This is a genomic window from Hydrogenophaga sp., from assembly GCF_051860785.1.
Lineage (GTDB): Bacteria > Pseudomonadota > Gammaproteobacteria > Burkholderiales > Burkholderiaceae_C > Hydrogenophaga.
The window spans coordinates 229,611-253,186 of the sequence record NZ_JBIMLB010000005.1 but is presented as its reverse complement, the minus strand read 5'-3'; the positions used below and the strand labels follow the sequence as shown (position 1 = coordinate 253,186).

Below are 23,576 nucleotides of genomic sequence, written 5' to 3'. Positions count from 1 at the left end.
GAGACAAAAAATCATGTTGAAACTGAACAAGCGTGCCTTCCACCGCACCGCCCTGGCCGCCGCCATCGGCACCACACTGATGTCCACCGGGCTGCCACTCGCCCAGGCGCAGCAGACCTTCAAGCTCACCATCGCCTCCAGCCACCCGACGACGCTGCCATGGGTCGGGCTGATGAGCACACTTTTCGTGCCCGAGGTCAACAAGCGCGTGGAAGCACTGGGCAAGGGCTACAAGATCGAATGGAAAGAGGCCTATGGTGGCCAGCTCTACAAGATGAACGCCACGCTCTCCAGCGTGGGCGAAGGCATTGCCGATGTCGGCTGGGTGTTCGCGAACCTTGAGTCGGCCAAGATGCCGCTCACGCAGTACGCCACCGTGACCCCGTTCGCCACTGGCGACGTGCGCATGCTGCTGGAAGTGGCCAATGAGATGAACGAGAAGGTGCCGGCACTCAAGGCAGAGTGGGACCGCAACAACCTGGTGTTCCTCGGCGCTTCGGGCGTGGACACCTACCACCTGTTCACCAAGATGCCGATCAACACCTACGCCGACCTCAGCGGCAAGAAAATCTCGGCGCCGGGCGCGGTGGGCACCTGGCTGCGTGGCTCGGGCGCGGTGGCGGTGGACGGCTCGCTTACCAGCTACTACACCGACATCCAGACCGGCGTGAGCGAAGGCACCATCTCCATCTCCACCGGCATCCTGCCCAACAAGATCTATGAAGTGGCGCCGTATGTGACCACGGTGGACATCGGAGCGCTCTACAACGGCGGCATGGCCATGAACAAGGACAGCTTCAACAAGATGCCGCCTGAGGTGCAGAAGATCATCAAGGACGTGGGCCTCGAGTATTCGAAGACGCTGGGCAACACGCTGATGCAGCGCTATGAGGCAGCGCTCAAGTCCATCCAGACGCAGGGCGCCACGCAGAGCGTGCCGGTGAAGGTGGCGCCCATGGCCCCTGGCGAGCGCGAGAAGTGGGCCACCACCATGCCCAACATCGCCGCCGACTGGGTGAAGGCGAACGCCAACAGAGGTCCTTCTGCATTGATCGTGAAAACCTACATGGAAGAACTCCGCAAGCGCGGTGCGAAGCCACTGCGCGATTGGGACAAGGGCCTCTGATCAGCCATGAGCTACGAAGCCAACACCAATCTGGACGACGCGCCTGCGCCGTCGGCGCCCAGCAGCCCGTTCGGCCATCTGGTCGACGGGCTCAATGGCCTGGGGTCCATCGTGATCGGCATGGTCATGGTGCTGATGTGCGCCGACGTGTTCATGCGCAACGCGTTCAACAAGCCCATTGACGGCGTGGCCGAGCTGGTGGCGGCGTCCATCATCGTCATCGTGTTTCTGCAGTTGCCCAGCACGCTGCGGCATGGCCGCATGAGCCGGGCCGACCTGTTCATCGATCCCTTCCTCGTCAAGCGGCCGCGCGCTGGCCTGCGCTTGCGGGCGCTGTTTTCGCTCTTCGGCATCTTTGCGTGCGGCGTCATTGCGTACGCCACGCGGCCCTTGCTGGTGAAAGCCTGGAACAACGATGAGTTCATCGGCCTCGAGGGTGTGTTCACCTTTCCCACCTGGCCCATGGCTCTGGTGGTGACCGTGGGAGCGGCCCTGGCTGCGTTGCAGTACGCACTGCTGGCCTGGCACGACCTGCGCGACAGCGGCGCTGCTCCGGTCCAGGGAGGTAAGCGCCATGAGTGAACTGATGATCGGCTTTCTGGCCATCGGCCTGATGCTGGTGGCCATCGTGGTCGGCATGCACATCGGCGTGGCGCTCATCGTCACGTCGTTCATCAGCGTGTGGCTGCTCAAGTCGCCCGAGATCGCGGCGCGTTTCGTGGGGGCGGCGGCGAACGATTCGATTCGCGACTATCTCTTCGGCGTGGTGCCGCTGTTCGTGCTCATGGGCATGTTCGTGAGCGTCTCCGGGGTCGGGCGCGACACCTTCGATGTGTTCCAGTGGCTGCTGCGGCGCCTGCGCGGCGGGCTGGGCCTGGCCACCGTGGGGGCCAACGCGGTGTTCGCCGCCATCACCGGCATCTCCATCGCCTCGGCCTCGGTCTTCACCAAGGTGGCCACGCCGGAAATGATCCGGCACGGCTACACGCCACGCTTTGCCGTGGGCGTGGTGGCGGGTTCCTCGGTGCTGGGCATGCTCATCCCGCCTTCGCTGCTGATGATCATCTACGGCGTGCTGGCCGAGGAATCGATCGGGCGCATGTTTCTGGCGGGCATCCTGCCCGGTCTGATCATGGCGGGTGCATTTGCCGGGCTGATCCTGGCAATGGCCTACTTCCTGCCCCACAAGATCTACGCCAGCGGCGCACCGCAGACAGCCGAGCAGGCCGACACCGAGACCTGGGCGAGTGCCGCCGTGAAATTCTTCCCCATCCTGGCACTGGTGGTGCTGGTGCTGGGTGGTCTGTACAGCGGCTTCTTCACACCCACCGAAGCGGGTGCGGTGGGCGCCGCGGGTGCCTTCGTGATCGCCCTGGTGCGGCGTCGCCTGACCTGGCGCAAGCTGTGGAACGTGCTCACCGAGACGGGCTACGTCTCGGTGTCGGTGCTGTTCCTCATCATCGCGGCCTCGCTCTACAGCCGCATGCTGGCGCTCACCGGCATGCCTGGCGGCATCACCAGCGCCATCACCGACATGGGCCTCGGCCCCTGGGGGTTCCTGATCGCGTACCTGGCCATCGTGATCGCGCTGGGTTGCATCATCGACTCGGTGTCCATCATGCTGATCATGCTGCCCATCGTGCTGCCCATTGCCACGGCCTTCAACATGGACCTCATCTGGTTCGGCGTGCTGACCGTGGTGGCGGTGGAAGTCGGCCTGCTCACGCCGCCGTTCGGGGTGTCCGTGTACACGGTGAAATCCGCACTCAACGATCCGCGCATCACCATCCGCGACATCTTTGCCGGTGCATTCCCTTTTGTGCTGGCGATGATCGCCGTGCTGGTGGTCCTCGCGATCTTCCCAGGCCTGTCCACCTGGCTGGCGCGCATGCAATGAAAGCCACGCGATGATCTTCATCTTTCATCTGCTCGACAAACCCGGCGCCGGAGAACTGCGGCAACGCATTCGCCCGCAGCACAAGGACTACCTGGGCGCGGTGGCCGATCGCATTGCGTTTGCAGGTCCCTTGCTGGCCGACGACGGCCAGACCATGGTGGGCAGCCTGCTCGCCATCGATTTCGCGGACCGGGAGGCTGCGCGGGCCTGGCTGGCCGAGGAACCTTTCACGAAGGCCGGGGTGTACGCGGGCAGCTCGGTGCACGCCTTTGCCAACCTCTGGCCCCAGAAGACGGGCTTCCCCTCCACCTGATGCCCACGAGCATGATCAAACACATCGTCATGTGGAACATCCTGGGCAGCACTGCGGATGAGAAGGCCGGCAACGTGAGCCGTCTCAAGGCCGCGTTCGAAGGCATGCGCGAACGCATTCCCGGCCTGTTGCGGCTGGAGATCGGCATCGACGAGAGCCGGGTCGACTACGCCTGCGACGTGGTGCTTTACTCCGAGTTCGAGTCGCGCCAGGCGCTGGCCGCTTACACCGACCACCCCGAGCACCTGCGCGTGCGCCGCGAGCTTGAAGGCTTGCGCATCGCGCGCCACCAGGTCGATTTCGAAGTTTCCTGACATTCAACCCCCAACCAGACCCTTCTCATGACCCTTGACGCCCAAGCCCTGGACCTGATCTTTCTGAAGGCCCGCACCGCCAACGGCTTCACCAGCGAACCGGTGCCCGAGTCGCTGCTGCGGCAGGTGTATGACATCGCCCGCATGGGGCCGACCTCCATGAACACCCAGCCCACGCGCTACGTGTTCCTGAACTCACCCGAGTCGCGTGCACGCCTGCTGCCCGCGCTCACGCCTGGCAACCTCGACAAGACCCGCGACGCACCGGTCACGGTGATCGTGGCCACCGACACGAAGTTCTTCGAGTTCATGCCGCAGGTGTGGCACCGCGAAGGCGCGAAGGAAAACTTCGAGAGCAATCCGGCGCTGAGCGAGGCCACGGCCACGCGCAACGGCACGCTGGGTGGTGCCTACTTCATCATCGCCGCGCGCGCCCTCGGCCTGGACTGCGGGCCCATGAGTGGCGTGGACCTGAACAAGGTGAACGCCGAGTTCTTCCCCGACGGTCGCTGGCGCGCCAACTTCCTCATCAACCTCGGCCAGGGCGACGACAGCAAGCTGTTCGACCGCAACCCGCGCCTGAGCTTCGAGCAGGCCTGCCAGGTGCTGTAAGTGAGTCGTGGTCGATCCGGCGCCAGGCCGCCCCAAGCCGGATCAGCCCCCGCGGGGGGCAGCGACCCACGCAGCGGCGGAGCGTGGGGGCTTATCCAGCCGCCCTGCGGATGACGGAGGCCATGTGCTTGACGGTGGGAGATCGGTTGGCACCCTTCTTCCACAGCAGGCCTGGCGTGCGGATCGGCGTCGGGTCTTCGATCGGCACCACGCGCAAGTCCGCAGCCGGCGTCACGGCGGTCTCGGCAATGATGCCGGCCAGGTCGGTCTGCCGGATCAGTTCGATCATGGGCGCGATCGAGTTCAGCTCTGCGATCACCAGCGGCTGCGCGCCTGCGGCTTCGAAGCAATCGTCCAGCAGTTTTCGGGTGGAGAACTGCGCCGGAAGCAGCACCATGCGGCAGTGATGCAGCTCCACCATGCGCACCCGCCGCCGACGCGCCAGCGGGTGCGATGCAGCCACCACCAGCCGGAGCTCCTCGTTGTAGAGCGGCTCGAACCAGAGCTCGGTGCGGTCGTCGGGCCGGTACGACACACCCAGGTCCAGGTGGCCGCTGACCAGGCGTCGGGCGATCTGCTCGGCCGAGAGCTCTTCCACGCTCACCTTGATGCCCGGGTGGTGGCCGAGAAAGGCCGACACGCACAGGGGTACCAGCCGGGTATTGAAACTGTGCGTGGCACCGATGCGAAGCTCGCCCGCCAGCGATTCGGGTGCGTGTTTGAGCGATTGCAGACCCCGGTCGATCTGCTGCAGCGCCGGCATGAGGTGGCTGCGCAGCATCTCGCCCGCTTCGGTCAGCGCGACGCGCTTGTGCCCCCGGTCGAAGAGCACGAGTCCGAGTTCTTCTTCCAGTTGCCGGATCTGGTGCGACAGGGTCGACTGTGTCACGTGCAGGCGCTCGGCCGCGCGCGTGAAATTCTGTGTTTCGGCCACGGCGTCGAAGTAGCGCAGGTGCCTGAGTTCCATGGCCAGCTCCTGTTCAGTATGTATTGATGCTGTCGATGATAGCGGTCGAAAATCATCACTTCCATCGTCATCAACCCACCCCTAGACTCACGTCATAAAAGGAGACAAAACATGGCCCAACTCGAAGCCGGCGACATCACGCAGGCCGTCATTGATCGCCTCGCCGACTGCAACGATCCCCGTTTCAAACAGGTCATGAGCGCACTGGTGCGCCATGCCCACGCCTTCGTGCGCGAAGTCGAGCTGAGCGAGGAAGAGTGGATCTCGGCCATTGGCTTCCTCACTGAAACCGGCAAGACCTGCGACGACAAGCGCCAGGAATTCATCCTGCTCTCCGACACGCTGGGCATCTCGATGCTGGTGGTGGCCATCAACCAGCTCAAGGCGGCGCGCGCCTTCCAGCAGGCCGGCGGTGGCAAGAGCACACCCACCGAGGCCACGGTGCAGGGTCCGTTCTACTGGGAAGGTTCGCCCGAACTCGAACTGGGCAGCGACATCGGCGAGCAGATGCCCGGCGAGCCGGCCTATTACCACGGCACCGTGACCGACACCCAGGGAAAGCCCATCGCAGGGTGTTGCCTGGACGTGTGGTCGGGCGACGGCGACGGCGTGTACGACATGCAGATGGGCGATGACGCCGGCATGCGCCTGCGCGCGCGCTTTCGCACCGATGCGAAAGGCCACTACCGCTTCTGGTCCATCAAGCCTTCGTTCTACCCGGTGCCCGACGACGGACCGGTGGGCGCCATGCTGCGCCGCATGGGCCGCCATCCCAACCGGCCAGGCCACATCCACATGAAGGTGTACGCGCCGGGCCACCAGACGGTGACCACCCACCTCTTCGTGGCCGACAGCCCCTACCTCGACTCGGACGCCGTGTTCGGTGTGCGCAACAGCCTCATCGTGCCGTTCGACCAGCACCCGCCCGGCACGGCGCCCGATGGCCGCAGCATGAACGTGCCCTACCACAGCGCCACCTACGACTTCCGCCTGGTGCCTACCGCCTGAGCACACCAGCGGCCCTCTGCTTTCACCTCACTGGAGATCCCTTTTGAAAATCGGCAAAGCCACGGTCCCTGAGTCGGCCATCTGTGCCTCCAATCCCGACACCATCGTGGTGCGTGGCGAAGACCTGTGCCAGGACCTGATCGGCCAGGTGAACTTTGCCGACTACTTCTACCTGCTGCTCACCGGACGCCGGCCCGACGCGCCAGCGAGTGCGGTGCTCAATGCCACGCTGGTGGCGATTGCCGAGCACGGCCTGGTGCCCAGCGTGCAGGCCGCGCGCATGACGCTGGCGGCCGCACCCGATGCGCTGCAGGGCGCGGTAGCCGCCGGCATCCTGGGCTGTGGTTCGGTGATCCTCGGTGCTTCCGAAACCGCCGGGCGCCTGTTCGACGAGATCGACCGGGCCGCGCCCGCACACGGTGGCGACCTGACCGCGGCGGCGCGCGCCGTGGTGGGCGAATGGCGCGCGCGCAAGCAGGCCGTGCCCGGCTACGGCCACCCGCTGCACAAGGCGCGTGATCCGCGCGTGGACGCCCTGTTCCGCGTTTCGAAGCAGGCCGGCGGTGGCCAGCGCTTCATGCAGATCGCTGAAGCGGTGGAAGCCGTGCTGCCCGAAGTGATCGGCAAGGAGCTCAAGCTCAACGTGTCGGCTGCCATTCCGGCCGTGCTGCTGGGCGTGGGCTTTCCGCTCAATGCGCTCAAGGGCGTGCCCATGCTGGCGCGCTGTGCGGGGCTGATCGCCCACATGAGCGAGGAGGTGGAAACGCCCATTGGCTTCGCGCTGTCGTACCAGGCCACGCGCGAGTCGCGCTACACCGGTGCCGTGCCCGAGGGCTTCGTGCCCGACCAAAAGCTGTGAGGCATTTGACATGACCCAGGTACTCAAAGGCCTTCGCGTGGTGGAACACGGCACCTTCATCACCGGGCCGGCGGCCTCGATGATGCTGGCAGACATGGGCGCGGACGTCGTGAAGGTGGAACTGCCCGGCAGCGGTGACCCGTTCCGCGCCTTCAAGGGCGGGCTCTACAGCCCGCACTACCAGACCTACAACCGCAACAAGCACAGTGTGGCGCTGGACACGCGCAAGCCCGCCGACCTGGAAACCTTCGACCGTCTCATCGAGGGCGCCGATGTCTACATCCAGAACTTCCGTCCGGGCTTTGCCGAACAGATCCATGCCGGCGAGGGCCGCTTGCGCGCGCTCAACGAGCGGCTGATCTACTGCGCCATCAGCGGCTTTGGCCAGGACGGCCCGGCCGCCAGCCGACCGAGCTACGACACGGTGGCGCAGGCTGCCAGCGGCTACCTGCGCCTGCTGGTCAACCCGGCCAACCCGCGCGTGGTGGGCCCGGCCATTGCCGACGCCATGACCGGCTACTACGCCGCCTTCGGCATCCTGGGTGCGCTGTTCGAGCGCCAGAGCACGGGGCAGGGCCGCAAGGTGGAGGTCTCGATGTTCGAGGCCATGGCGCATTTCAACCTCGACGCCTTCACGCACCTGTTCTCGGTGGGCGAGGTCATGGGTCCTTACAGCCGGCCCAGCGTGTCGCAGTCCTACGTGCTCGAATGCGCGTGCGGCGGCTGGATCGCGCTGCACATGTCTTCGCCCGAAAAATTCTGGCAGGGCCTGGCCAACGCCATGGAGCGGCCCGACATCTTCGAGGACGAACGCTTTGCCAGCCGGCCCGGGCGCATTGCCAATCAGGACGCGCTCATCGATTTGCTGGGCGGCATCTTCAAGGCCCGCACACGCGACGACTGGTGCGCTCGCCTGGTGGCGCAGGACGTGCCGCATGCGCCCATGTACCGCACCGACGAAGTACCTGAAGATGCCCAGGCCAGGCACCTGCAGCTCTTCGTGGACACGTACCACCCCGTGATGGGCGCCTCGCGCACGGTGCGCTCGCCCCTGAGTTTCGACGGCCAGCGCAGTCTGGACGTGGTTCCGCCGCCCACCCTGGGCGAGCACAACGCGCTGTATGCGCACGGCTGGCCCGCCAGCACCACCGACATTCGTCACAAGAAGGAGACCGCATGACCCGATTCCCACGCCAGCCCAGCCGACGCGAAGCCCTGATCGGCCTCGGCGCCACGGCCGCAGGCCTGACGTTGCCACTGAGTGCCTTTGCGCAAGCCTACCCCGACAAGCCGGTGCGCCTGATCGTGCCATTTGGCGCCGGCACCACCACCGACATCATTTCGCGCGTGGTGGGCGAGGGCATGGGGCGAGAGCTCGGCCAGCCCCTGGTGGTGGAGAACCGCGCCGGAGCGGGCGGCTCGGTGGGCTCGCAGCAGGTGGCGCGCGGTGCGGCCGACGGCTACCAGATCGTCATGGGCACCGTGGGCACGCACGCCATCAACGCCACGCTGTTCCGCAGCCTGCCGTACGACCCGCTGAAAGACTTTGCGCCCATCGCGCTGGTGGGCTACACACCCACGCTGCTGGTGGTCTCTGCCCAGGGCCCGATCAAGACCCTGGCGGATCTCAAGGCGCGTGCGGCGCAGGGCGCGGGCGTGAGCTTTGCATCGGCCGGCAACGGCACCTCGGGCCATCTGGCCGGAGAACTGCTCAAGGCGCGCCTGGGCGGCCAGATGCTGCATGTGCCCTACAAGGAAGGCGGCATGGCCATGAACGACGTCATGGGGGGCCGCGCCGATTTCATGTTCTACCACCCGGCCGCGGTGTTGCCGCACATCCAGGGCGGGCGCCTGCGCGCGCTGGGGGCTTCCAGTGTGCAGCGCAGCGCCGCTGCGAAAGAGGTGCCCACCATTGCCGAACAGATCAATGCGGACTTCGACCTCGTGGCGTGGTTCATGTTGTACGCACCTGCTGCCACGCCAGCGCCCGTGCTGGCGCGCCTGCGCCAGGCCGCCGCCACGGCGCTCGCCAGTCCTGAAGTGGCGCCCAAGCTGGCGGCGCAGGGCGTGGAACAGCGTCCGCTCGGACCCGATGCCATGGCCGAATTCGGCCGCAGCGAGGTGACCAAATGGGCCGCACTGGTTCGCCAGTCCGGCGCACAGGTCGATTGAGTTTTTCCGCGTTCGCAACACAGACCCATAAAAGGAGACAAGCATGAAACGTTCGACCTTTGTTCGCCTGGCGGCTTCAGCCGCCGTCGCGATGAGCCTGCCCATGGCCGCCTCGGCCCAGCAGGTGATCAACCTCACCGTGGCCTCCAGCCACCCCACCACGATTCCGTGGGTGGGCTTCATCCCGCAGGTGTTCATGCCCGAGGTGGACAAGCGCCTGGCCGCCGGCGGCAAGTACAAGATCCAGTGGAAGGAAGCCTTTGGCGGTCAGCTCTACAAGGCGAACGCCACGCTCACCTCGGTGGAGCAGGGCATCACCGACATTGGCTGGGTGTTCAGCTACCTGGAGCCGGCCAAGATGCCGATCAGCCAGCTCAGCGTGCACACGCCCTTCGTCACCAGCGACACGCGCATCGTGCTCGGCGCCATGAACGAACTGATCGAGAAGAACCCCGCTTTCAAGAACGAGTGGGACAAGTACAACCTGGTCTTCCTCGGCGCCACCGGTTCCGACACCTACGACATCTTCACCAAGTTCCCGGTGAAATCGGTGGAGGACCTGCGCGGCAAGAAGATCTCGGCGCCCGGCATCCTGGGCCAGTGGCTGCGCGGCGTGGGTGCCACGCCGGTCGACGGCGCACTCACCACCTTCTACACCGACATCCAGACCGGCGTGTCCGATGGCGTGGTCTCGCTGGCCACCGGCATCCTGCCGACCAAGATCTACGAAGTCGCGCCCTACATCACCAAGGTGAACATGGGCGTGGTGTTCTCCGGTGGCCTGGCCATCAACAAGGACACCTGGGCCAAGCTGCCGCCCGAAGTGCAGGTGGCCATGCGTGAGGCCGGTGCCGAATATTCGCGCCGCCATGGCGAAGACCTGGTGCAGCGCCACGAGAGCGCCATTGCCCGCATGGTCGAAGTGGGCAAGACGCAGAACCCGCCCGTGACCGTGACGCCGCTGTCCGAAGCCGATCGCCGCAAGTGGATCGACCAGTTGCCAGCGCTGTCGCAGGAGTGGGTGAAGAACAACGAAGCGCGCGGCACACAGGCCAAGGCACTGCTCACGCAATACCTCACCGCCGTCAAGGCACGCGGCGCGAAGCCCGAGCGCGACTGGGAGCGTTGAAGCGGAAGCACCCCTGCAGCGCTTCGCGCTACCCCCTCAAGGGGGCGACACTTGCCGTCCGGCGAAGCCGGCCCGGCGGTGTCTCTGGCGGGAGACTGGCGCTCCGGCTCAGGTTGCTGAGCGCGCTTTGCGACTGGCCAGGGCCTGCACCGCCGGCACTGCTTGAAAGTGCGCCAGCAGGCGCTTCTTCTGTTCGGGTAGCAGGGCACTGGCTTCGATGAGCGCCGGCCAGGTGGCCAGCGCTCGGCCCACGGTGTCGCGCAGCACGGCGCGCACGCGCGTCTCCAGCAGGCCGCTGGCGTTGCAGAGCTGGCGCACCAGCGCGGGCGTGAGCAGGGCGCGGTCGGGCGCCCCGGGGAAGAACTTCAGCGCGTGGCCGCGCCCGCCGAGGTAGGCGGCGTAGGCCACCACGTCGTAGGCCGGGCTCAGCGCGGGGGTGCGGCCATCGGCATAGATCACGCCGAAGTTCTTCACGTGGGCGTCGTAGTTGCCCAGCATCTCGTTGACCATGAGCCGGCGCAGCAGCTCGTGTGCGGCCTCGTCGCCCAGGCCCATGGATTCGCGCAGCGTGAGCAGCAGCGCGGCGTAGTTGGCGCGCTGCTGCGGGTCCTTGTATTTGTCCAGCGGGTCCAGGCCGAGCACCTGCGCAAAGTCCTCGCAGTGGATGTGGCGCGCGCCATCGCGGTCGAAGCGTTCTACGGCGAGGAAGTTCGCCCCGGCGTTGAGCACGAAGGGCTGGTCCTCCAGGTCGATGTCGCTCACCGGGCGCAGGCTGGCCTGGCACACGTGCACGCCCGCTGCGCTCGCGAGTTGCAGCGACAGGTGCTCCACCTCGGGCAGCAGCGCGTAGTCCACCGCGGGCAGCTTGGCGATGATGTGCAGGCCGTCGGAGCGCGCGCGTGTGCGGGCCACGTAGCGCCCGCCTTTTTCCACCAGACCCAGCTTGGGCTGGATGCCCGAGAGCGATACCGCGCCGGCCACCGGGTCGTCCACCACGCTGGGTTCGAGCGCGTCCTGGTGTTGCGTGACGATGGCGGCCGTGGCCGTGCGGCTCTGCGCCGAAGGCGTGGCACGCACCGCACCAGGCAGGTCGTCGCCGCACATGGCCAGCAGATCGAAGTGGTCGTCGGGCGCGCAACCACGCAACCGCTCCAGGTGTTTGCGCAAGGGCCCTTCGGGCAGGAGGTTCTGGAAGAAATGGGGCAAGCGTTCGCCCACGCCATTGAAGAACGGCTGCACGGTGTACTGGGCCACAAAGGCGGCGCGGTCCGCGGGTTCGTTGAAGTGGGTGGCCCATGAGAGCACCGGTGCGTGGGCGTCGAGCCAGTAGGCCGGTTCGGGCTGCAACCGCGTGATGGCATCCGCGCCCTGGCCGTACTGGAACAGCACGCCCACCAGGCGCGTGCCGATGAAGATGTCCAGGCTGCGGAACCTCATCGGGTTCGTTCCTGTGTGCCTGCGCTGCGCGCCAGCAGCCGTTCCACGTCGCTGAGCACGCGCGGGGTGGTGGCCTGTTCTGCGCTGGCGCTGCGCAGCGATGCCGCCATTTCCTTGGGCACCAGGGCGAGTTCAAGCCCGAGTTCATCGGCCAGGGCCATGAGGTTGGTGGCGCGCAGGGCGGTGCGGCCTTGCAGGGCCTGGCGCACGGCCAGCGTGCTCAGCCCTGTGCGCTCGGCCAGGGTCTTGTAGTTCAGCCCCCGTGCAAGGCGGGCGGTTTCCAGTTCCGCGGCGAGAGACTGAAGTGTTTTCATAAATATTAAAAATATTTTCTTCAGATAAAAGATATTTTGTTTTTCTTTTTATTGATAGTCAAGTTAAGTTAACTATCTAAAAAAGTAAAAAGCATATTTAAATCATTACATCGAAGACGCAATAAAACCCTGGTGATGGACACACAGGCCGCTTTAAGATACTGTGCTTTCATACAGTTTTCTGGGTTGGTCATGTCATCCGCTCTTGTCGTTTCTCCGCCTTCCCGCCCGGTGCATCCCGCTGGCGGGTGGTCGGCCGCCGTGGCGGCGGCCCTGTGGCGTGGTGACCAGCTCGGCACGCCGGTGTCTGCCGTGTGGCCCAGCGGCTTCGCCGCGCTGGACGCGCAGTTGCCGGGCGGTGGCTGGCCTGGCCATGGGCTGACCGAGATCCTCGCGCCGCACAGCGGCACGCTGGAATGGCGCCTGCTGGGGCCGGCGCTGCGCCAGGTGTGTGCCGCCGGGCAACCGGTGGTGGTGGTCGGCCCGCCGCTGGCGCCGCACCTGCCGGGCCTGCGCTTTGAAGGCATCGACGAGCGGCGGCTGGTCTGGGTGCAGGCCGATTCGGTGGCCGAGCGCCTGTGGTCGGCCGAACAGCTCATCAAGGCCCAGGCCTGCGGCGCGCTTCTGGTGTGGCTGCCGCAGGCGCGAGCCGCGCAGATCCGCCGGCTGCAGGTGCTGGCCGCCAGCTTCGAATCGCCGGTGTTCTTGTGCCGGCCCGGCCACGCCCTGCGCGAATCGTCGGCCGCGCCGCTGCGGCTGCAGGTGCGGGTGGGGATCGACTGGGAACTGCACGTGCGCATCGCCAAGCGCAAGGGCCCGCCGCTGGAAGACACCCTGCGCCTGACCTCGGTGCCTGGTGGCCTGCAGGCTTTCATTACCCCCCGGTTGTGCCAGCCCAGCCGGTGGATGCTCCGTGAAGAAGAGGTCGACCATGTTGTGGTCCGCACTCCTGCCCAGCCCAGCCGGCGCCACAGCCCCGCGCACTGAAGCCGCGCAGCGCGCGCTGGCCACCTGGGCCCTGCAGTTCACGCCCCGCGTGGCGCTGGTGGACGAAGCCGTGCTCATGGAGGTGGAAGCCAGCGTGCGCTTGTTTGGCGGCAAGCGCGCCCTGCGCAACCGGGTGTGGGGCGAGGGGCGCGAAGTGGGCGTGACGCAACTCGCCTGGGCACCCAACGGCCTGGCTGCGCTGGCGCTGGCGCGGGCCGGCATCGAGAACGGCTTCAAGCGCACGCTGGATCAGCTGCTGGACACCCTGCCCATGGCCACGCTGAGCGCCACGCACCCGCACCGGCTCACGCTCGAACACATTGGCTGCCGCACCCTGGGCGACGTGCGTGCGCTGCCGCGTGGTGGCATCGGCCGGCGTTTCGACCAGCACCTGCTCCAGGCGCTCGACCAGGCGTATGGCCACGCGCCCGAGGTGCACGAATGGGTGGCGCTGCCCGAGCATTTCGAAGAACGGCTGGAACTCATGGCGCGCGTGGAACAGGCGCCGGCCCTGTTGTTCGGGGCGCGGCGCCTGCTGCTGGTGCTCAGTGGCTGGCTGGCGGCGCGGCGCGCGGGCGTTACCGCCTTCACGCTGAAGTGGGCGCACGACGCCATGCGCGCGCGCGCGGCGGGCGAGGGCGGCGAGATCACCATCGGCACGGCCGAGCCCACGCGCGACATCGAACACCTCTGCCGCCTGCTGGCCGAGCACCTGGCGCGCGTGCAACTGCTCGCCCCCGTGGGCGACCTGGTGCTGGTGGCCACCGAAGTGCAGCCCCTGCACGAGGTGAGCGCATCGCTGCTGCCCGATGCCGTGCGACAGGGCGAGAAGCTGGGCCTGGTGCTGGAGCGCCTGTCGGCCCGCCTGGGGCCGCAGCGCGTGCTGCGCCCGGTGCTGTGCGAAGACCACCGCCCCGAATGGATGTGCCGCTGGCAGCCCGCAGCGCTGCCCCTGCCGCGCCAGGTTGCACCCGGCACCGGGTTGCCGCAGCCCGGCTTCGTGCTGCCCGTGCCGCTGCGCTTGCTCGTGCGCGATCACCGGCCGCTCTACCAGGGCGAACTGGTGCTGCTGCTCGGGCCGCAGCGCGTGGAAGGCGGCTGGTGGGATCGCGTTGGCGATGAAGACCGCATGCGCAATGTGGTGCGCGACTACTGGGTGGCGCTGTCACCGGAGGCGGGTGTGGTGTGGGTGTTCCAGACGCGGCTGGAAGAAAAGGCTTCATGGTTTCTGCATGGGCACTTTGCTTGAGGCGCTGCGATGAACCCACCCACCTTGCCCGACTACGCCGAGCTGCGCTGCCTCTCCAACTTCAGCTTCCTGCGCGGTGCGAGCCACCCGGAAGAACTGGTCGAACGCGCGAAGGAACTGGGCTACAGCGCGCTGGCGATGGTGGACGAGTGCTCCCTGGCCGGGGTGGTGCGTGCGCACGTGGCTGCCAAGAAGCACAAGCTGCCTCTGCTCATCGGTAGCCAGTTCCAGGTGCATTGCGATGCGCCTTTCACCCTGATCGTGATCGCTTGCCACCTGGATGGTTACGGCAACCTGTGTGAGTTCATCACCCGCCTGCGCCGCGCTTCGCCAAAGAAAGGCACCTACCGGCTGACGATCGACGATATCGACGCCGACGCCCTGGCCGACTGCGTGGTCATCGCCGTGCCAGATCTCGCCTGCGATCAAGATCAGATGGACACCATCGCCCGCTGGCTGCTGTGGCACTTCCGGGGCCGTTGCTGGTTGGGCGTGGAGCAGTTGTGCCAGTTCGACGACGAGATGCGCCTGCATCGCCTGCGCCAGAGCAGCGAACTCACCGCCGTGCCGCTGGTGGCCGTGGGCGACGTGCAGATGCACGTGCGATCGCGCAAGCCCCTGCACGACGTGCTCACCGCCATCCGCATCGGCAAGCCGCTCACCGAATGCGGCTTTGCGCTGCAGCCCAACGCTGAACAGCGCCTGCGCCTGCGCTCGACGTTGGGCAACCTCTATCCCGCCGACCTGTTGGCGGAAACGCTCGCGGTGGTCGCGCGCTGCCAGTTCTCGCTCGACATGTTGCGCTATCAGTATCCGAGCGAAGTGATCCCCGAGGGAGAGACGCCGCAGAGCTATTTGCGTCGGCTCACGGAGGAGGGCGCCTGGAAGAAGTGGCCGCAGGGCATACCCGAAAAGTGGGCAGAGAAGATCGACCATGAACTCGAATTGATTGCCTACAAGAAATACGAGCATTACTTCCTGACGGTGTACGACATCGTCGCTTTCGCCAACCGGGAAAAAATTCTTTGCCAAGGCCGTGGTTCAGCAGCTAACAGCGTGGTGTGCTATTGCCTGGGCATCACGGCTGTGAACCCAGAGCTGACTGACTTGCTGTTCGAGCGCTTCATTTCTCGCGAGCGCGACGAGCCGCCGGACATCGACGTCGACTTCGAGCACGAACGGCGCGAAGAGGTCATCCAGTACCTCTACGAAAAATACGGACGCGAACGCGCCGCACTCACCGCCACTGTCATCAGCTATCGCCCGCGCAGCGCGCTGCGCGACGTGGGCAAGGCGCTGGGTTTCGAGGAAGGCTCGCTCAACGTGCTGGCCAAGCAGTCCCGCTGGTGGGACGGTCATGGCATCGCAGTGGAGCGGCTGATGGAGGCGGGGCTCGATCCCGAGAGTCTGCAGGTGCGGCAATTGCTGGAACACACCTCCACGCTGATGGGTTTCCCACGCCATCTTTCTCAACACACCGGCGGCTTCGTGCTCACGCAGTTGCCGCTCTCGCGCCTGGTGCCGATTGAGAACGCGGCCATGGAAGACCGCACCGTCATCGAATGGGACAAGGACGACCTCGACGCGCTCGGCCTGCTCAAGGTGGACGTGCTCGCGCTGGGCATGCTTACCGCCTTGCGCAAGGCCATGACCCTGATCGGCCAGAAAGAAGGTCGCCCCTTCGGCATGGAAGACGCGACACAGAAAGACCAGGCCACTTATGACATGATCTGCGCCGCCGACACCGTTGGCGTGTTCCAGATCGAGAGCCGCGCGCAGATGAGCATGCTGCCGCGCCTGCGGCCGCGCGAGTACTACGACCTCGTGATCGAGGTGGCGCTGGTGCGGCCCGGGCCCATACAGGGCGGCGCTGTGCACCCTTACCTGAACCGCCGGCAGGGAAAAGTGCCGGTGATCTTCCCCGGCCCTGACGGTGGAAAAGCCTTGAGGAAAGCGCTGGGCCGCACGATGGGCGTGCCCATCTTCCAGGAGCAATGCATGCAGATTGCCGTGCTCGCCGCGGGTTTCACGCCCGATGAGTCCGATCAACTGCGCCGCGCCATGGCCGCCTGGAAAAGACATGGCAACGTGCAGAAATACGAAGAGCGGCTGGTGAAAGGCATGACCGATCGCGGCTACGAACTTGAATTCGCCAAGAGCATCTTCGAACAGATCAAAGGCTTCTCCAGCTACGGTTTTCCCGAAAGCCACGCCGCCAGCTTCGCGCTGCTGGTCTACGTGAGCGCCTGGATCAAATGCCACCACCCGGCCGAGTTCCTGGTGGCCCTGCTCAACAGCCAGCCCATGGGCTTCTACACGCCGAGCCAACTGGTGCAGGACGCCAAGCGTCACGGCGTGAGCGTGCGGCCGGTGGATGTGTGCTCCAGCGAATGGGACAGCACGATCGAGCCTGGTGGCCACGTTCGCCTGGGCCTGCACCTCGTCAGCGGCATCCGGAAAGACGCCGCCGAGCGCATCACGGCCGCACGCGCCCGACAAGCCTTGCGAAGCGCCCAGGACCTGGCCCGTCGCGCCGGCCTGGACCAGCCACAGATGAAAGCACTCGCCGCCGCCGATGCCCTCACGAGCCTGAGCGGCCACCGCCGCCAGCAGGTGTGGGACGCCGCCGCGCTCCAGACCCCGCCAGCGCTGCTGAAGGGCGCACCCATCGAAGAAGCCCCGCTGGCTCTGCCCGAAGCCCCCGAAGGCGAGGCCATCGTGTGGGACTACGCCAGCACCGGCCTCACACTGCGCCGGCATCCGCTCGCGCTGCTGCGCGCCGAACTCGCCAAGCGCAAGCTGATGAGCGCCGCACAACTCAAGGATGCCCCTGATGGCCGCCTGGTGCGCCACTGCGGCATCGTCACCCTGCGCCAGCAACCCGGCACCTCATCGGGCGTGGTGTTCGTCACCCTGGAAGACGAAACCGGTGTGGTGCAGGTCATCGTGTGGCGCCACCTGCGCGAACGCCAGCGCAGCGTGCTGGCCAACTCACGCCTGCTGGCGGTTTACGGCCAATGGCAACGCGAAGGCGAAGTGACCAACCTCATCGCCGGTCACCTGGAAGACCTCACGCCGATGCTGAACGGGCTGTCGACGGTGAGCCGAGATTTCCATTGAAGACCATTTAGAATGCACAGAATTCTGTCATCTACCTTCAAGGAGTCAACCATGGGATTTGCCGCCAGCGACGTGGTGCCCTTCACCCAAGCGCGTTCCAACCTGTCCGAACTGGCCGACCAGGCCAAAGCGGGTGCAGAAAAGATCATCACCAAGAACGGCGAAAGCTATGTTGCATTGATCGACAGTGACAGGCTGGATTACTACCATCGGCTGGAGCGGGAGCGCATCCACCTGCTGTTGATCGACGATGCAACGCGCGGCCTCGCCGACATTGCAGCCGGCCGCACCGTTGAGGCGGACGGAGCTATCGCCCAGCTGCAGCAGCGTCGCAAAGCCACCACCAAGGCGAACAAAAAGCGTGGTTGACCCGCTGTGCCGGGTCGAACTGACCGCGAGTTTCCTGGAGCGCCTGGACGCCGTCGAGGCTTTCCTGCTGGAAGCGGACGCTGGCTTTGCTTTCGATGACCTTCTGGCCAAGCTCCGAAGCACCGTCATTCCCAATCTGAAGCGCTTCCCGCGCATCGGCCGGCGCTATCTGGCGAACCCGCCCCAGTCAGCCGAAGCGCTGGCACAACTGGCTGCGCTGCCGACCGGCGCACCGGGCGCCCTGCGCGAATACCTGCATGGCGACTACCTGGTGCTTTACACGGTGGTGGATGCTGATCCCAGGTCCAAGACCAAAGCCACCGTGTACCTGCTGTCCATCCGTCATCACCGCCAGCTTTCGTTTGACTTCGCTCGGCTGTGGCCGGCGGACACGCCGGACCAGCACTGAACCGGGATATTCCTCAATCCCCAGTGGCAGGTGCCCGCATCGTCTGCGTTTGCTTGCTCAACGACTGCAGTCTCAGCGTGCCATCGGGCACGCTGAATTCGAACTCCATGCCCGAATGCGTCGTGCTCGACACCACGCGTTGCAGCGCCGTGTCGTACTCCATGGTTCCCGCGCCGGAGCCGTTGGCCTGGACCTTGAATGCCTGCGCCGGGGAGCCGAAATCCATGACGTACGTGATGTCCAGGAAAGCGACGTTGTCCTTCACCTCGAGCAGCCGGTAAGACGCGGTCATCTTGAGCGCCATGGTGGTGATCGTGGCAACCGGCACGTTCAGTTCGATCACCTGCTCGGTGCTCTTCCCGGCCACCACATGGATCGAGTCCACTTGGTTCACCTGCTGCAGGATGGCCGTCAAGGTGGTCTGCATGATCTGCAACTGCTCGGGTGTCATGCCGGAGAACGCCAGCGACTCGGTCTTCACGCGGCCGTCCGGCCCCGCCTGGGCGCTGACCTTGCCGCCGGCCAGCGAAGCCTTGCGGGGAAGCGGTGTCTCTTCACCGGCGTCATTGCGCATCGCGTCCGACTGTGCCAGGAACGCCATCGAGATGCCAAAGCTACCGTCGGCGACGCGAGGCGTGCTGGTGAAGCGGATGGACTGGCGGTTGACGGTGTTGAGGTGCACGGGAAAACGCCCCCCGCGCTCCGCGGTCTTGGCGACGATGCCCCGGTCTTCCACCACGTGAATGGTGTTCATCCCCTCGCTGACGGTGTCGGTCACGAAGTCCGAATCCGGCGTCATGCGGTGCGAGATCTCTACCGAGGCAGGTGGCTGCTGCGCCAGGGCCATGCCGGTAGCCAAGCAGGCGGCCATCAGTGCACAAGGGATTCGGTGCCAGAGGGGTTTCATGAAAAAGATCCTGAAGAGTGACGGGCGAGCATACCGCCGGAGCTGGCAGCAACGGCCGGCGCCGCATTCGCTCGACACTAACTCGACACTAACTCGACATTGCTCCCGTACTTTCTGCATGAGAGACTGAATACTTCTTCCATATTCCGAAGAGGTGATCATGGCTCAGTTACTGGCATTGCATCTGAAGACGCGTCGCGAGGCTCGGGGCCTCAGCCAAGAACAAGCTGCGGAACTCTTTTCCGTCGACAAAGACACAATCTCTCGGTGGGAGCGCGGGAAAAATCGTCCTACTGGCATTGCGCTGCTTGAGGCGCTAAGGCGTGAATACTCGATCAGCCAGAAAGAACTCGATGACTGGTTCTCCGAATGGGCACTACAAAATCTGGGCTCAGACCAGCAGTACTGGGTGAGAGATTTCGGGTACCTGGGGGCGACGGGCATTGACGAGGAAAAGCTCCTTGAAAAGCTCATCGAAATCGATGTGGCTTTGATCCCCCGTCTGACCCACCAAGATGAAGGTTCTGTGGCGCAATGGGCACCCATTTTTCAAGCAAGCCCCTTTACTTGGAAACTGTTGACTTGGGGAGATCAAATCGTAGGCTACTGGCAGTTCGTATTCCTGAAGGACGAATATTTTGAGCTGGTGAAACAAGGAAAACTCCGGGATTCCGAGATTGATCCCTCGATGCTTGAGTACCCTTCGCTTGTAGATATGTCTCGGAACTACAGGATGTACATCATCATGATTGGTGTTCATGGTTCTCACCAACGCCCCGGACCTAACATGAGATTGATCCAGTCATTCGTAAAAGAGATCGAAAATTTCACAACCAATGGGTGGTTCATCTCGGAGTTTGTCGCGGTCGCCTTCACACCTCAAGGGGTGACTCTGTGCAACGACTTTGGGATGACCTTCATCGGTAGGCATACGGCGGCGCGAGCTGGCGAGCTGGCCGAGATATTCCACGCGACTGGACGTCAAGTTGCTTTACAGGGCCATTTCAGCAAACGCCCGAAGATTGCAGGCCCGTACCTCAAACGATTCCCTTCGACTCTTGGTGAAGGCAAGCCATAGAGTGGCATCCAACTTGGCAACACCGATTTCATGCCGGCTTCACGCCTATGCAGAGTTCATGCCGTGGTGCTTTGGTCGGCAGGATGACAAAGTACTTTCGCCCCATGTATCTGGGGTGTCCTTCAGTTCACTACCTCAAGGAGAAAGTATGAGCAAGAGTAAAACGGATCACAACAACGACGGGCAAGGGGACGGCGCGAACGACAACCTCGATCCGCCCCACAGCGCGGGAGATGAGTTCGCTGCGTTTTGCGGCGTTTACCACAGGAGTTTTGAGGAGGTGCACGAGGACAATCGTGCATACGGAACGGGCCACGACAACGGTAGCAGGTGACTCGTCCCAGATCGATCTCGTGAAAAGAGGGCCGCGTGTCGGCCCTCTTTTCTTGTCAAGCACTCAAGGCGCAGCCATCAACCCGCTCTAAAAAAACTTCATACCTGCCTCCAGGCAGCTGACATCTCCCGCGCGAAGCGTTCGATCGCGGCGGCTGAGTTCATGGGGCAAGCCAGCGCCAGTCGGTCTTCATCAGATTGATCGCCCCACCAGATTCCCAGGATCAGTTTTTCGCGCTGCTCACCCACGCCAAACTCCCCCTCGCTGTCCAGCTTCTGAATTACGGCAGTGAACGCGCGAAACACGGCTTCGACTGCAGCGTCACTTTCCTCTTCGGTGCATTCGTAAGGTTCTGGCCCCAGGTCACGCACAGCCTGGGATTCGCTGAGGAGGCCATCTCCCTCTTCGTGCAGCGGCGAATCGCATGGTGACCAGCGCAACGCGAGCAACTGCGATTCCTGGCTCTTTGCGGAACTGGCCACATAGTCTTCTACCACTGTCATCAAGCCTTGTTCAGTGCTTGCTGTGATGGTCAGGTAGGAGGCCGCATCCGTCGTGTACAGCCCGAAGGCGTAAAAGTTCTCGTCTTGGTGCTTGTTCTTGAGATGGCGCCACGCTTGCTGCGTTTCAACGTAGAGCGCCGCGTACAGACGATTCTCATCAATGGTTTTCATCGGGCACCCTGATCATTGGAGGGATCTTCTTTCTTTAGTTCTTCCTCGACTGCGCGCTTCATGAAGTGGATCGTGTCAGCAAGCGGCTGCGGCATCAATGCCAGCCCATCAGGCTCTCCCCGCAGATAGGACCTCAGCGCCCGCTCCACGATGGCACGGTGCGACGCCGGCAGGCGTTCAGCGGCCCAGGTCGCAGCGCGGTCTTTGCCCGCGATCTCGCCGGTACAAGCGGTGAACCAGATGCGCGTCAAGGCGAGGATGATGTTTCTCTCATCGCCTTGCCATTCCGCTGGCGAGTTCCATTGGGCAATGGTGTCGGTAAGGGCTTTCCTGAGATCGGAAGCTGGCACGGGCTCGAACAGCTCATCGGCTGAAGGACCGAAAAGCGAGGAGCTGTGCTGTCGCAACTTGGTCAGCAGGATGGCCAGGTCGGGGTCGGGCATGGGTGGCTCGAAGCGTCCGGCCTGCAGGTCGGTCCGGAGCCATTCGCCAAACTGCATCTCGCGCCGGGGTGGGTACCGCCACGGCACCACTTCGCTGAGGGCGACCACCGTCACTTCCAGTGCCCTGAGCACGTCGGAACTGCCGGGCCAGGCCGAGTGAGCCAGCAGCTCCTGCATGAGCCCTTGCCTCATGGGTTCCGGCAATGGCGTGGCCACTGCCACCATCAGGTCGATGTCGCTGTGCGGCTTCAAGCCATCCGTCACCGCCGAGCCATAGAGGTGGATGGCGCGGAGATGCGGGCCCAGGTGCGCGCGCAGAACGGCGCTCACCGCTGAAAGCTGGGCGTGGATGGAATCGGTCGTGCGCACTACGGCAGCATCTGCGGGTTGTAGACGGCTTCCCAGAGGTGCCCGTCCGGGTCCATGAAGTACGCGGCGTAGCCACCCCAGAAGGTGTCGGCTGGCGCCTTGACCTGGGTGGCCCCGGCCGCGATGGCTTGTCGGAGCAGCGCATCGACTTCTTCCTTGCTGGACACGTTGTGGCCGATCGTGAACTCCAGCGACCCGCGTGCGCCGAGCGCAAGGCCTGTGTCGGCTGCGATGCTGGTGCGAGGCCAGACGGCGAGCTTGAGTCGGTCCTGCAGGTCGAAGAAGGCGACGGCGCCGTTCTCGAATTCGCTGCCGATGATGCCTTGGGTGGGCAGGCCGAGCCCGTCGCGGTAGAACGCCACGGCGCGTTCCAGGTTGTCGACGCCGAGGGTGATGACGGTGATGCGGACTTGCATGGTGTGCTGCTCGTTGAGTCGGACCAAAGAAGGGATTCTCAAGGACGCGCCTGGGGCTCGCCGGCGCAGTCCATTGTTTTGCGCAGCACCACGTTGCGCTGCGTGACGCGAAACCCGCAGCGTTCGTAGAGCTTCGCAGCCTCGTGCGCGTTGTCGGCATCCACGCCCAGAACCGATTCGTTCATGCCCGCGTCGCGCTGCGCCCGCAGTGCACGCACGATGAGCGCGCGCGCCAGACCTCGACGCCGCCAGGGCACGCCTACGCTGATGAACTCGGTCTCGCCGCGCCTGCGGTTCTGGGTCAGGTTCTGTTCTTCGTTGATGAAGGGCTTCACCTGCCCAGCAACGCGGTCGCTCTCGATGTGCCACGCCACTTGCCAGAGGTGGGGCTGGAAAGTGGGCATCGTCTGCCAGCGCTCGAAGTCACCCGGTCTGGCGGGGGCGACGCCCCAGTGATCTTCCAGCGCTTCCATGTGCGCGTCAAAGATCGGTCGCAGGTGCTCGGGCTGCACGCTGCGCAGCTCGAAGCCTTGCGGCAGCGGGAAGTCGGGGATGTCGTCCAGTGTGGCCCGCTCCATGCGCAGGAAGTGGCGTGCGGGCGCATAGCCTGCGCGCTGCAAGAACGCTGCACGGCTGGTCTCGCCCTCGGTCACGTACACATGGTGCACCGACGCGGCAGCGTCTTGCGCGTGCGCCACTTCGCGTTGTCGCGCCTCCACCCAGCGCAGCAGTTCGCGGCCCACGCCCCGGCGTCTGAACGCCGGGTGCACGAAACCGATCTGTCCCTGCACCAGGATGCCCTTCTCGTCGATCCACTGCGTGGTGCGCACATAACCCACCAAGCGGCCATCCTGCTCCGCCATGACGACGTCCTTGGCCGCGTCGAAATGCGTGAAGCCGGCGTAGTCGCGCCGAATGTGTTCGGGCGTGCGCACCCAGCCCATCGCGTCGGCGGCAAACACGGCGTTGGCGACTTCGGCCATGGCGGGGAAGTCGCCGTCACCCGCAAACGGGCGAAGGCGCAGGCCGGGCAGGGGGTTTTCCATCATGGTTGCAGGTGTCTCCTCGTCTGC

26 protein-coding genes are annotated in these 23,576 nt (G+C 64.9%); 18 read left to right on the top strand and 8 right to left on the bottom strand.

What is annotated here, in order from left to right; all coding sequences use genetic code 11:
- Positions 1-13: 13 nt before the first annotated feature.
- The 6 genes from ACTIF6_RS09760 to ACTIF6_RS09735 are packed head-to-tail and all read left to right on the top strand — an operon-like array spanning position 14 to position 4,262.
- The gene (locus tag ACTIF6_RS09760; protein ID WP_439587775.1) at positions 14-1,126 is read left to right on the top strand and encodes a C4-dicarboxylate TRAP transporter substrate-binding protein; all 1,113 of its coding nucleotides are present in this window, start codon (positions 14-16) and stop codon (positions 1,124-1,126) included.
- 6 nt (positions 1,127-1,132) lie between these two features.
- A complete protein-coding gene (locus tag ACTIF6_RS09755; RefSeq protein WP_439587774.1) occupies positions 1,133-1,708 on the top strand; it encodes a TRAP transporter small permease subunit in 576 nt (191 codons plus the stop codon).
- A complete protein-coding gene (locus ACTIF6_RS09750; RefSeq protein ID WP_439587773.1) occupies positions 1,701-3,023 on the top strand; it encodes a TRAP transporter large permease in 1,323 nt (440 codons plus the stop codon). Before ACTIF6_RS09755 ends, ACTIF6_RS09750 begins: the two co-directional genes overlap by 8 nt.
- Positions 3,024-3,033: 10 nt before the next feature.
- Positions 3,034-3,336: a YciI family protein gene (locus ACTIF6_RS09745; protein WP_439587772.1), complete on the top strand. Its 303-nt coding sequence runs from the start codon at positions 3,034-3,036 to the stop codon at positions 3,334-3,336.
- Positions 3,337-3,347: 11 nt separating this feature from the next.
- Positions 3,348-3,650 carry a Dabb family protein gene (locus ACTIF6_RS09740; protein ID WP_439587771.1) on the top strand — a complete coding sequence of 101 codons (303 nt, stop codon included), beginning with the start codon at positions 3,348-3,350 and terminating at the stop codon, positions 3,648-3,650.
- 27 nt (positions 3,651-3,677) lie between these two features.
- Complete coding sequence (locus ACTIF6_RS09735) at positions 3,678-4,262, top strand: malonic semialdehyde reductase (protein WP_439587770.1); 585 nt, start codon at positions 3,678-3,680, stop codon at positions 4,260-4,262.
- A 91-nt stretch (positions 4,263-4,353) separates the two neighbouring features.
- On the opposite strand, the gene ACTIF6_RS09730 is transcribed toward ACTIF6_RS09735, so the two are convergent.
- Positions 4,354-5,229, bottom strand: coding sequence for a LysR substrate-binding domain-containing protein (locus ACTIF6_RS09730; protein ID WP_439587769.1), 876 nt, complete (start codon positions 5,227-5,229; stop codon positions 4,354-4,356).
- A 111-nt stretch (positions 5,230-5,340) separates the two neighbouring features.
- Between ACTIF6_RS09730 and ACTIF6_RS09725 the strand changes: the two genes are divergently transcribed.
- From ACTIF6_RS09725 to ACTIF6_RS09705, 5 genes are read left to right on the top strand one after another with little or no spacing between them, the layout of a single operon-like run.
- Positions 5,341-6,237: a dioxygenase gene (locus tag ACTIF6_RS09725; RefSeq protein WP_439587768.1), complete on the top strand. Its 897-nt coding sequence runs from the start codon at positions 5,341-5,343 to the stop codon at positions 6,235-6,237.
- A gap of 43 nt (positions 6,238-6,280) precedes the next feature.
- Positions 6,281-7,096 (top strand): citryl-CoA lyase, encoded by an 816-nt coding sequence (locus ACTIF6_RS09720; protein WP_439587767.1) that lies wholly within the window; start codon positions 6,281-6,283, stop codon positions 7,094-7,096.
- A 10-nt stretch (positions 7,097-7,106) separates the two neighbouring features.
- On the top strand, positions 7,107-8,276 hold the full coding sequence (locus ACTIF6_RS09715; RefSeq protein WP_439587766.1) for a CaiB/BaiF CoA transferase family protein: 1,170 nt from the start codon (positions 7,107-7,109) through the stop codon (positions 8,274-8,276).
- Positions 8,273-9,268, top strand: a complete 996-nt coding sequence (locus tag ACTIF6_RS09710; protein WP_439587765.1) for a Bug family tripartite tricarboxylate transporter substrate binding protein — start codon at positions 8,273-8,275, stop codon at positions 9,266-9,268. Before ACTIF6_RS09715 ends, ACTIF6_RS09710 begins: the two co-directional genes overlap by 4 nt.
- A gap of 43 nt (positions 9,269-9,311) precedes the next feature.
- Positions 9,312-10,397: a C4-dicarboxylate TRAP transporter substrate-binding protein gene (locus tag ACTIF6_RS09705; RefSeq protein ID WP_439587764.1), complete on the top strand. Its 1,086-nt coding sequence runs from the start codon at positions 9,312-9,314 to the stop codon at positions 10,395-10,397.
- Positions 10,398-10,505: 108 nt separating this feature from the next.
- Here ACTIF6_RS09705 and ACTIF6_RS09700 read toward each other — a convergent pair whose 3' ends face one another.
- Entirely contained in the window at positions 10,506-11,834 is a 1,329-nt protein-coding gene (locus tag ACTIF6_RS09700) for a type II toxin-antitoxin system HipA family toxin (protein WP_439587763.1), read from the bottom strand.
- A complete protein-coding gene (locus tag ACTIF6_RS09695; protein ID WP_439587762.1) occupies positions 11,831-12,148 on the bottom strand; it encodes a helix-turn-helix domain-containing protein in 318 nt (105 codons plus the stop codon). The genes ACTIF6_RS09700 and ACTIF6_RS09695 overlap by 4 nt, the downstream gene beginning before the upstream one ends.
- Positions 12,149-12,340: 192 nt before the next feature.
- Here ACTIF6_RS09695 and imuA point away from each other — a divergent pair, with 192 nt between their 5' ends.
- From imuA to ACTIF6_RS09670, 5 genes are read left to right on the top strand one after another with little or no spacing between them, the layout of a single operon-like run.
- Positions 12,341-13,135 carry a translesion DNA synthesis-associated protein ImuA gene (imuA, locus tag ACTIF6_RS09690; protein ID WP_439587761.1) on the top strand — a complete coding sequence of 265 codons (795 nt, stop codon included), beginning with the start codon at positions 12,341-12,343 and terminating at the stop codon, positions 13,133-13,135.
- Positions 13,080-14,384 carry a Y-family DNA polymerase gene (locus ACTIF6_RS09685; RefSeq protein ID WP_439587760.1) on the top strand — a complete coding sequence of 435 codons (1,305 nt, stop codon included), beginning with the start codon at positions 13,080-13,082 and terminating at the stop codon, positions 14,382-14,384. The genes imuA and ACTIF6_RS09685 overlap by 56 nt, the downstream gene beginning before the upstream one ends.
- Before the next feature lie 9 nt (positions 14,385-14,393).
- Positions 14,394-17,504 (top strand): error-prone DNA polymerase, encoded by a 3,111-nt coding sequence (locus ACTIF6_RS09680; RefSeq protein WP_439587759.1) that lies wholly within the window; start codon positions 14,394-14,396, stop codon positions 17,502-17,504.
- A 51-nt stretch (positions 17,505-17,555) separates the two neighbouring features.
- Positions 17,556-17,873 (top strand): type II toxin-antitoxin system Phd/YefM family antitoxin, encoded by a 318-nt coding sequence (locus ACTIF6_RS09675; protein WP_439587758.1) that lies wholly within the window; start codon positions 17,556-17,558, stop codon positions 17,871-17,873.
- Positions 17,866-18,282 carry a type II toxin-antitoxin system RelE/ParE family toxin gene (locus tag ACTIF6_RS09670; protein WP_439587757.1) on the top strand — a complete coding sequence of 139 codons (417 nt, stop codon included), beginning with the start codon at positions 17,866-17,868 and terminating at the stop codon, positions 18,280-18,282. The genes ACTIF6_RS09675 and ACTIF6_RS09670 overlap by 8 nt, the downstream gene beginning before the upstream one ends.
- A 13-nt stretch (positions 18,283-18,295) precedes the next feature.
- Here the strand turns inward: ACTIF6_RS09670 and ACTIF6_RS09665 are convergent, their stop codons facing one another.
- The gene (locus ACTIF6_RS09665) at positions 18,296-19,189 is read right to left on the bottom strand and encodes a hypothetical protein (RefSeq protein WP_439587756.1); all 894 of its coding nucleotides are present in this window, start codon (positions 19,187-19,189) and stop codon (positions 18,296-18,298) included.
- A 160-nt stretch (positions 19,190-19,349) separates the two neighbouring features.
- On the opposite strand from ACTIF6_RS09665, the gene ACTIF6_RS09660 reads away from it, so the two are divergent.
- Both ACTIF6_RS09660 and ACTIF6_RS09655 read left to right on the top strand, forming a co-directional pair.
- The gene (locus ACTIF6_RS09660) at positions 19,350-20,267 is read left to right on the top strand and encodes a helix-turn-helix domain-containing protein (RefSeq protein WP_439587755.1); all 918 of its coding nucleotides are present in this window, start codon (positions 19,350-19,352) and stop codon (positions 20,265-20,267) included.
- Between the two features lie 148 nt (positions 20,268-20,415).
- Positions 20,416-20,601, top strand: a complete 186-nt coding sequence (locus ACTIF6_RS09655) for a hypothetical protein (RefSeq protein WP_439587754.1) — start codon at positions 20,416-20,418, stop codon at positions 20,599-20,601.
- A 98-nt stretch (positions 20,602-20,699) separates the two neighbouring features.
- Here ACTIF6_RS09655 and ACTIF6_RS09650 read toward each other — a convergent pair whose 3' ends face one another.
- Genes ACTIF6_RS09650 through ACTIF6_RS09635 form a run of 4 tightly spaced genes read right to left on the bottom strand, consistent with a single transcriptional unit; the run spans position 20,700 to position 23,552 of the window.
- Positions 20,700-21,275 carry a DUF4303 domain-containing protein gene (locus tag ACTIF6_RS09650; protein WP_439587753.1) on the bottom strand — a complete coding sequence of 192 codons (576 nt, stop codon included), beginning with the start codon at positions 21,273-21,275 and terminating at the stop codon, positions 20,700-20,702.
- The gene (locus ACTIF6_RS09645; protein ID WP_439587752.1) at positions 21,272-22,087 is read right to left on the bottom strand and encodes an aminoglycoside adenylyltransferase family protein; all 816 of its coding nucleotides are present in this window, start codon (positions 22,085-22,087) and stop codon (positions 21,272-21,274) included. The genes ACTIF6_RS09650 and ACTIF6_RS09645 overlap by 4 nt, the downstream gene beginning before the upstream one ends.
- Entirely contained in the window at positions 22,087-22,503 is a 417-nt protein-coding gene (locus tag ACTIF6_RS09640; RefSeq protein ID WP_439587751.1) for a VOC family protein, read from the bottom strand. The genes ACTIF6_RS09645 and ACTIF6_RS09640 overlap by 1 nt, the downstream gene beginning before the upstream one ends.
- A gap of 38 nt (positions 22,504-22,541) precedes the next feature.
- The gene (locus ACTIF6_RS09635) at positions 22,542-23,552 is read right to left on the bottom strand and encodes a GNAT family N-acetyltransferase (protein ID WP_439587750.1); all 1,011 of its coding nucleotides are present in this window, start codon (positions 23,550-23,552) and stop codon (positions 22,542-22,544) included.
- Positions 23,553-23,576 lie beyond the last annotated feature (24 nt).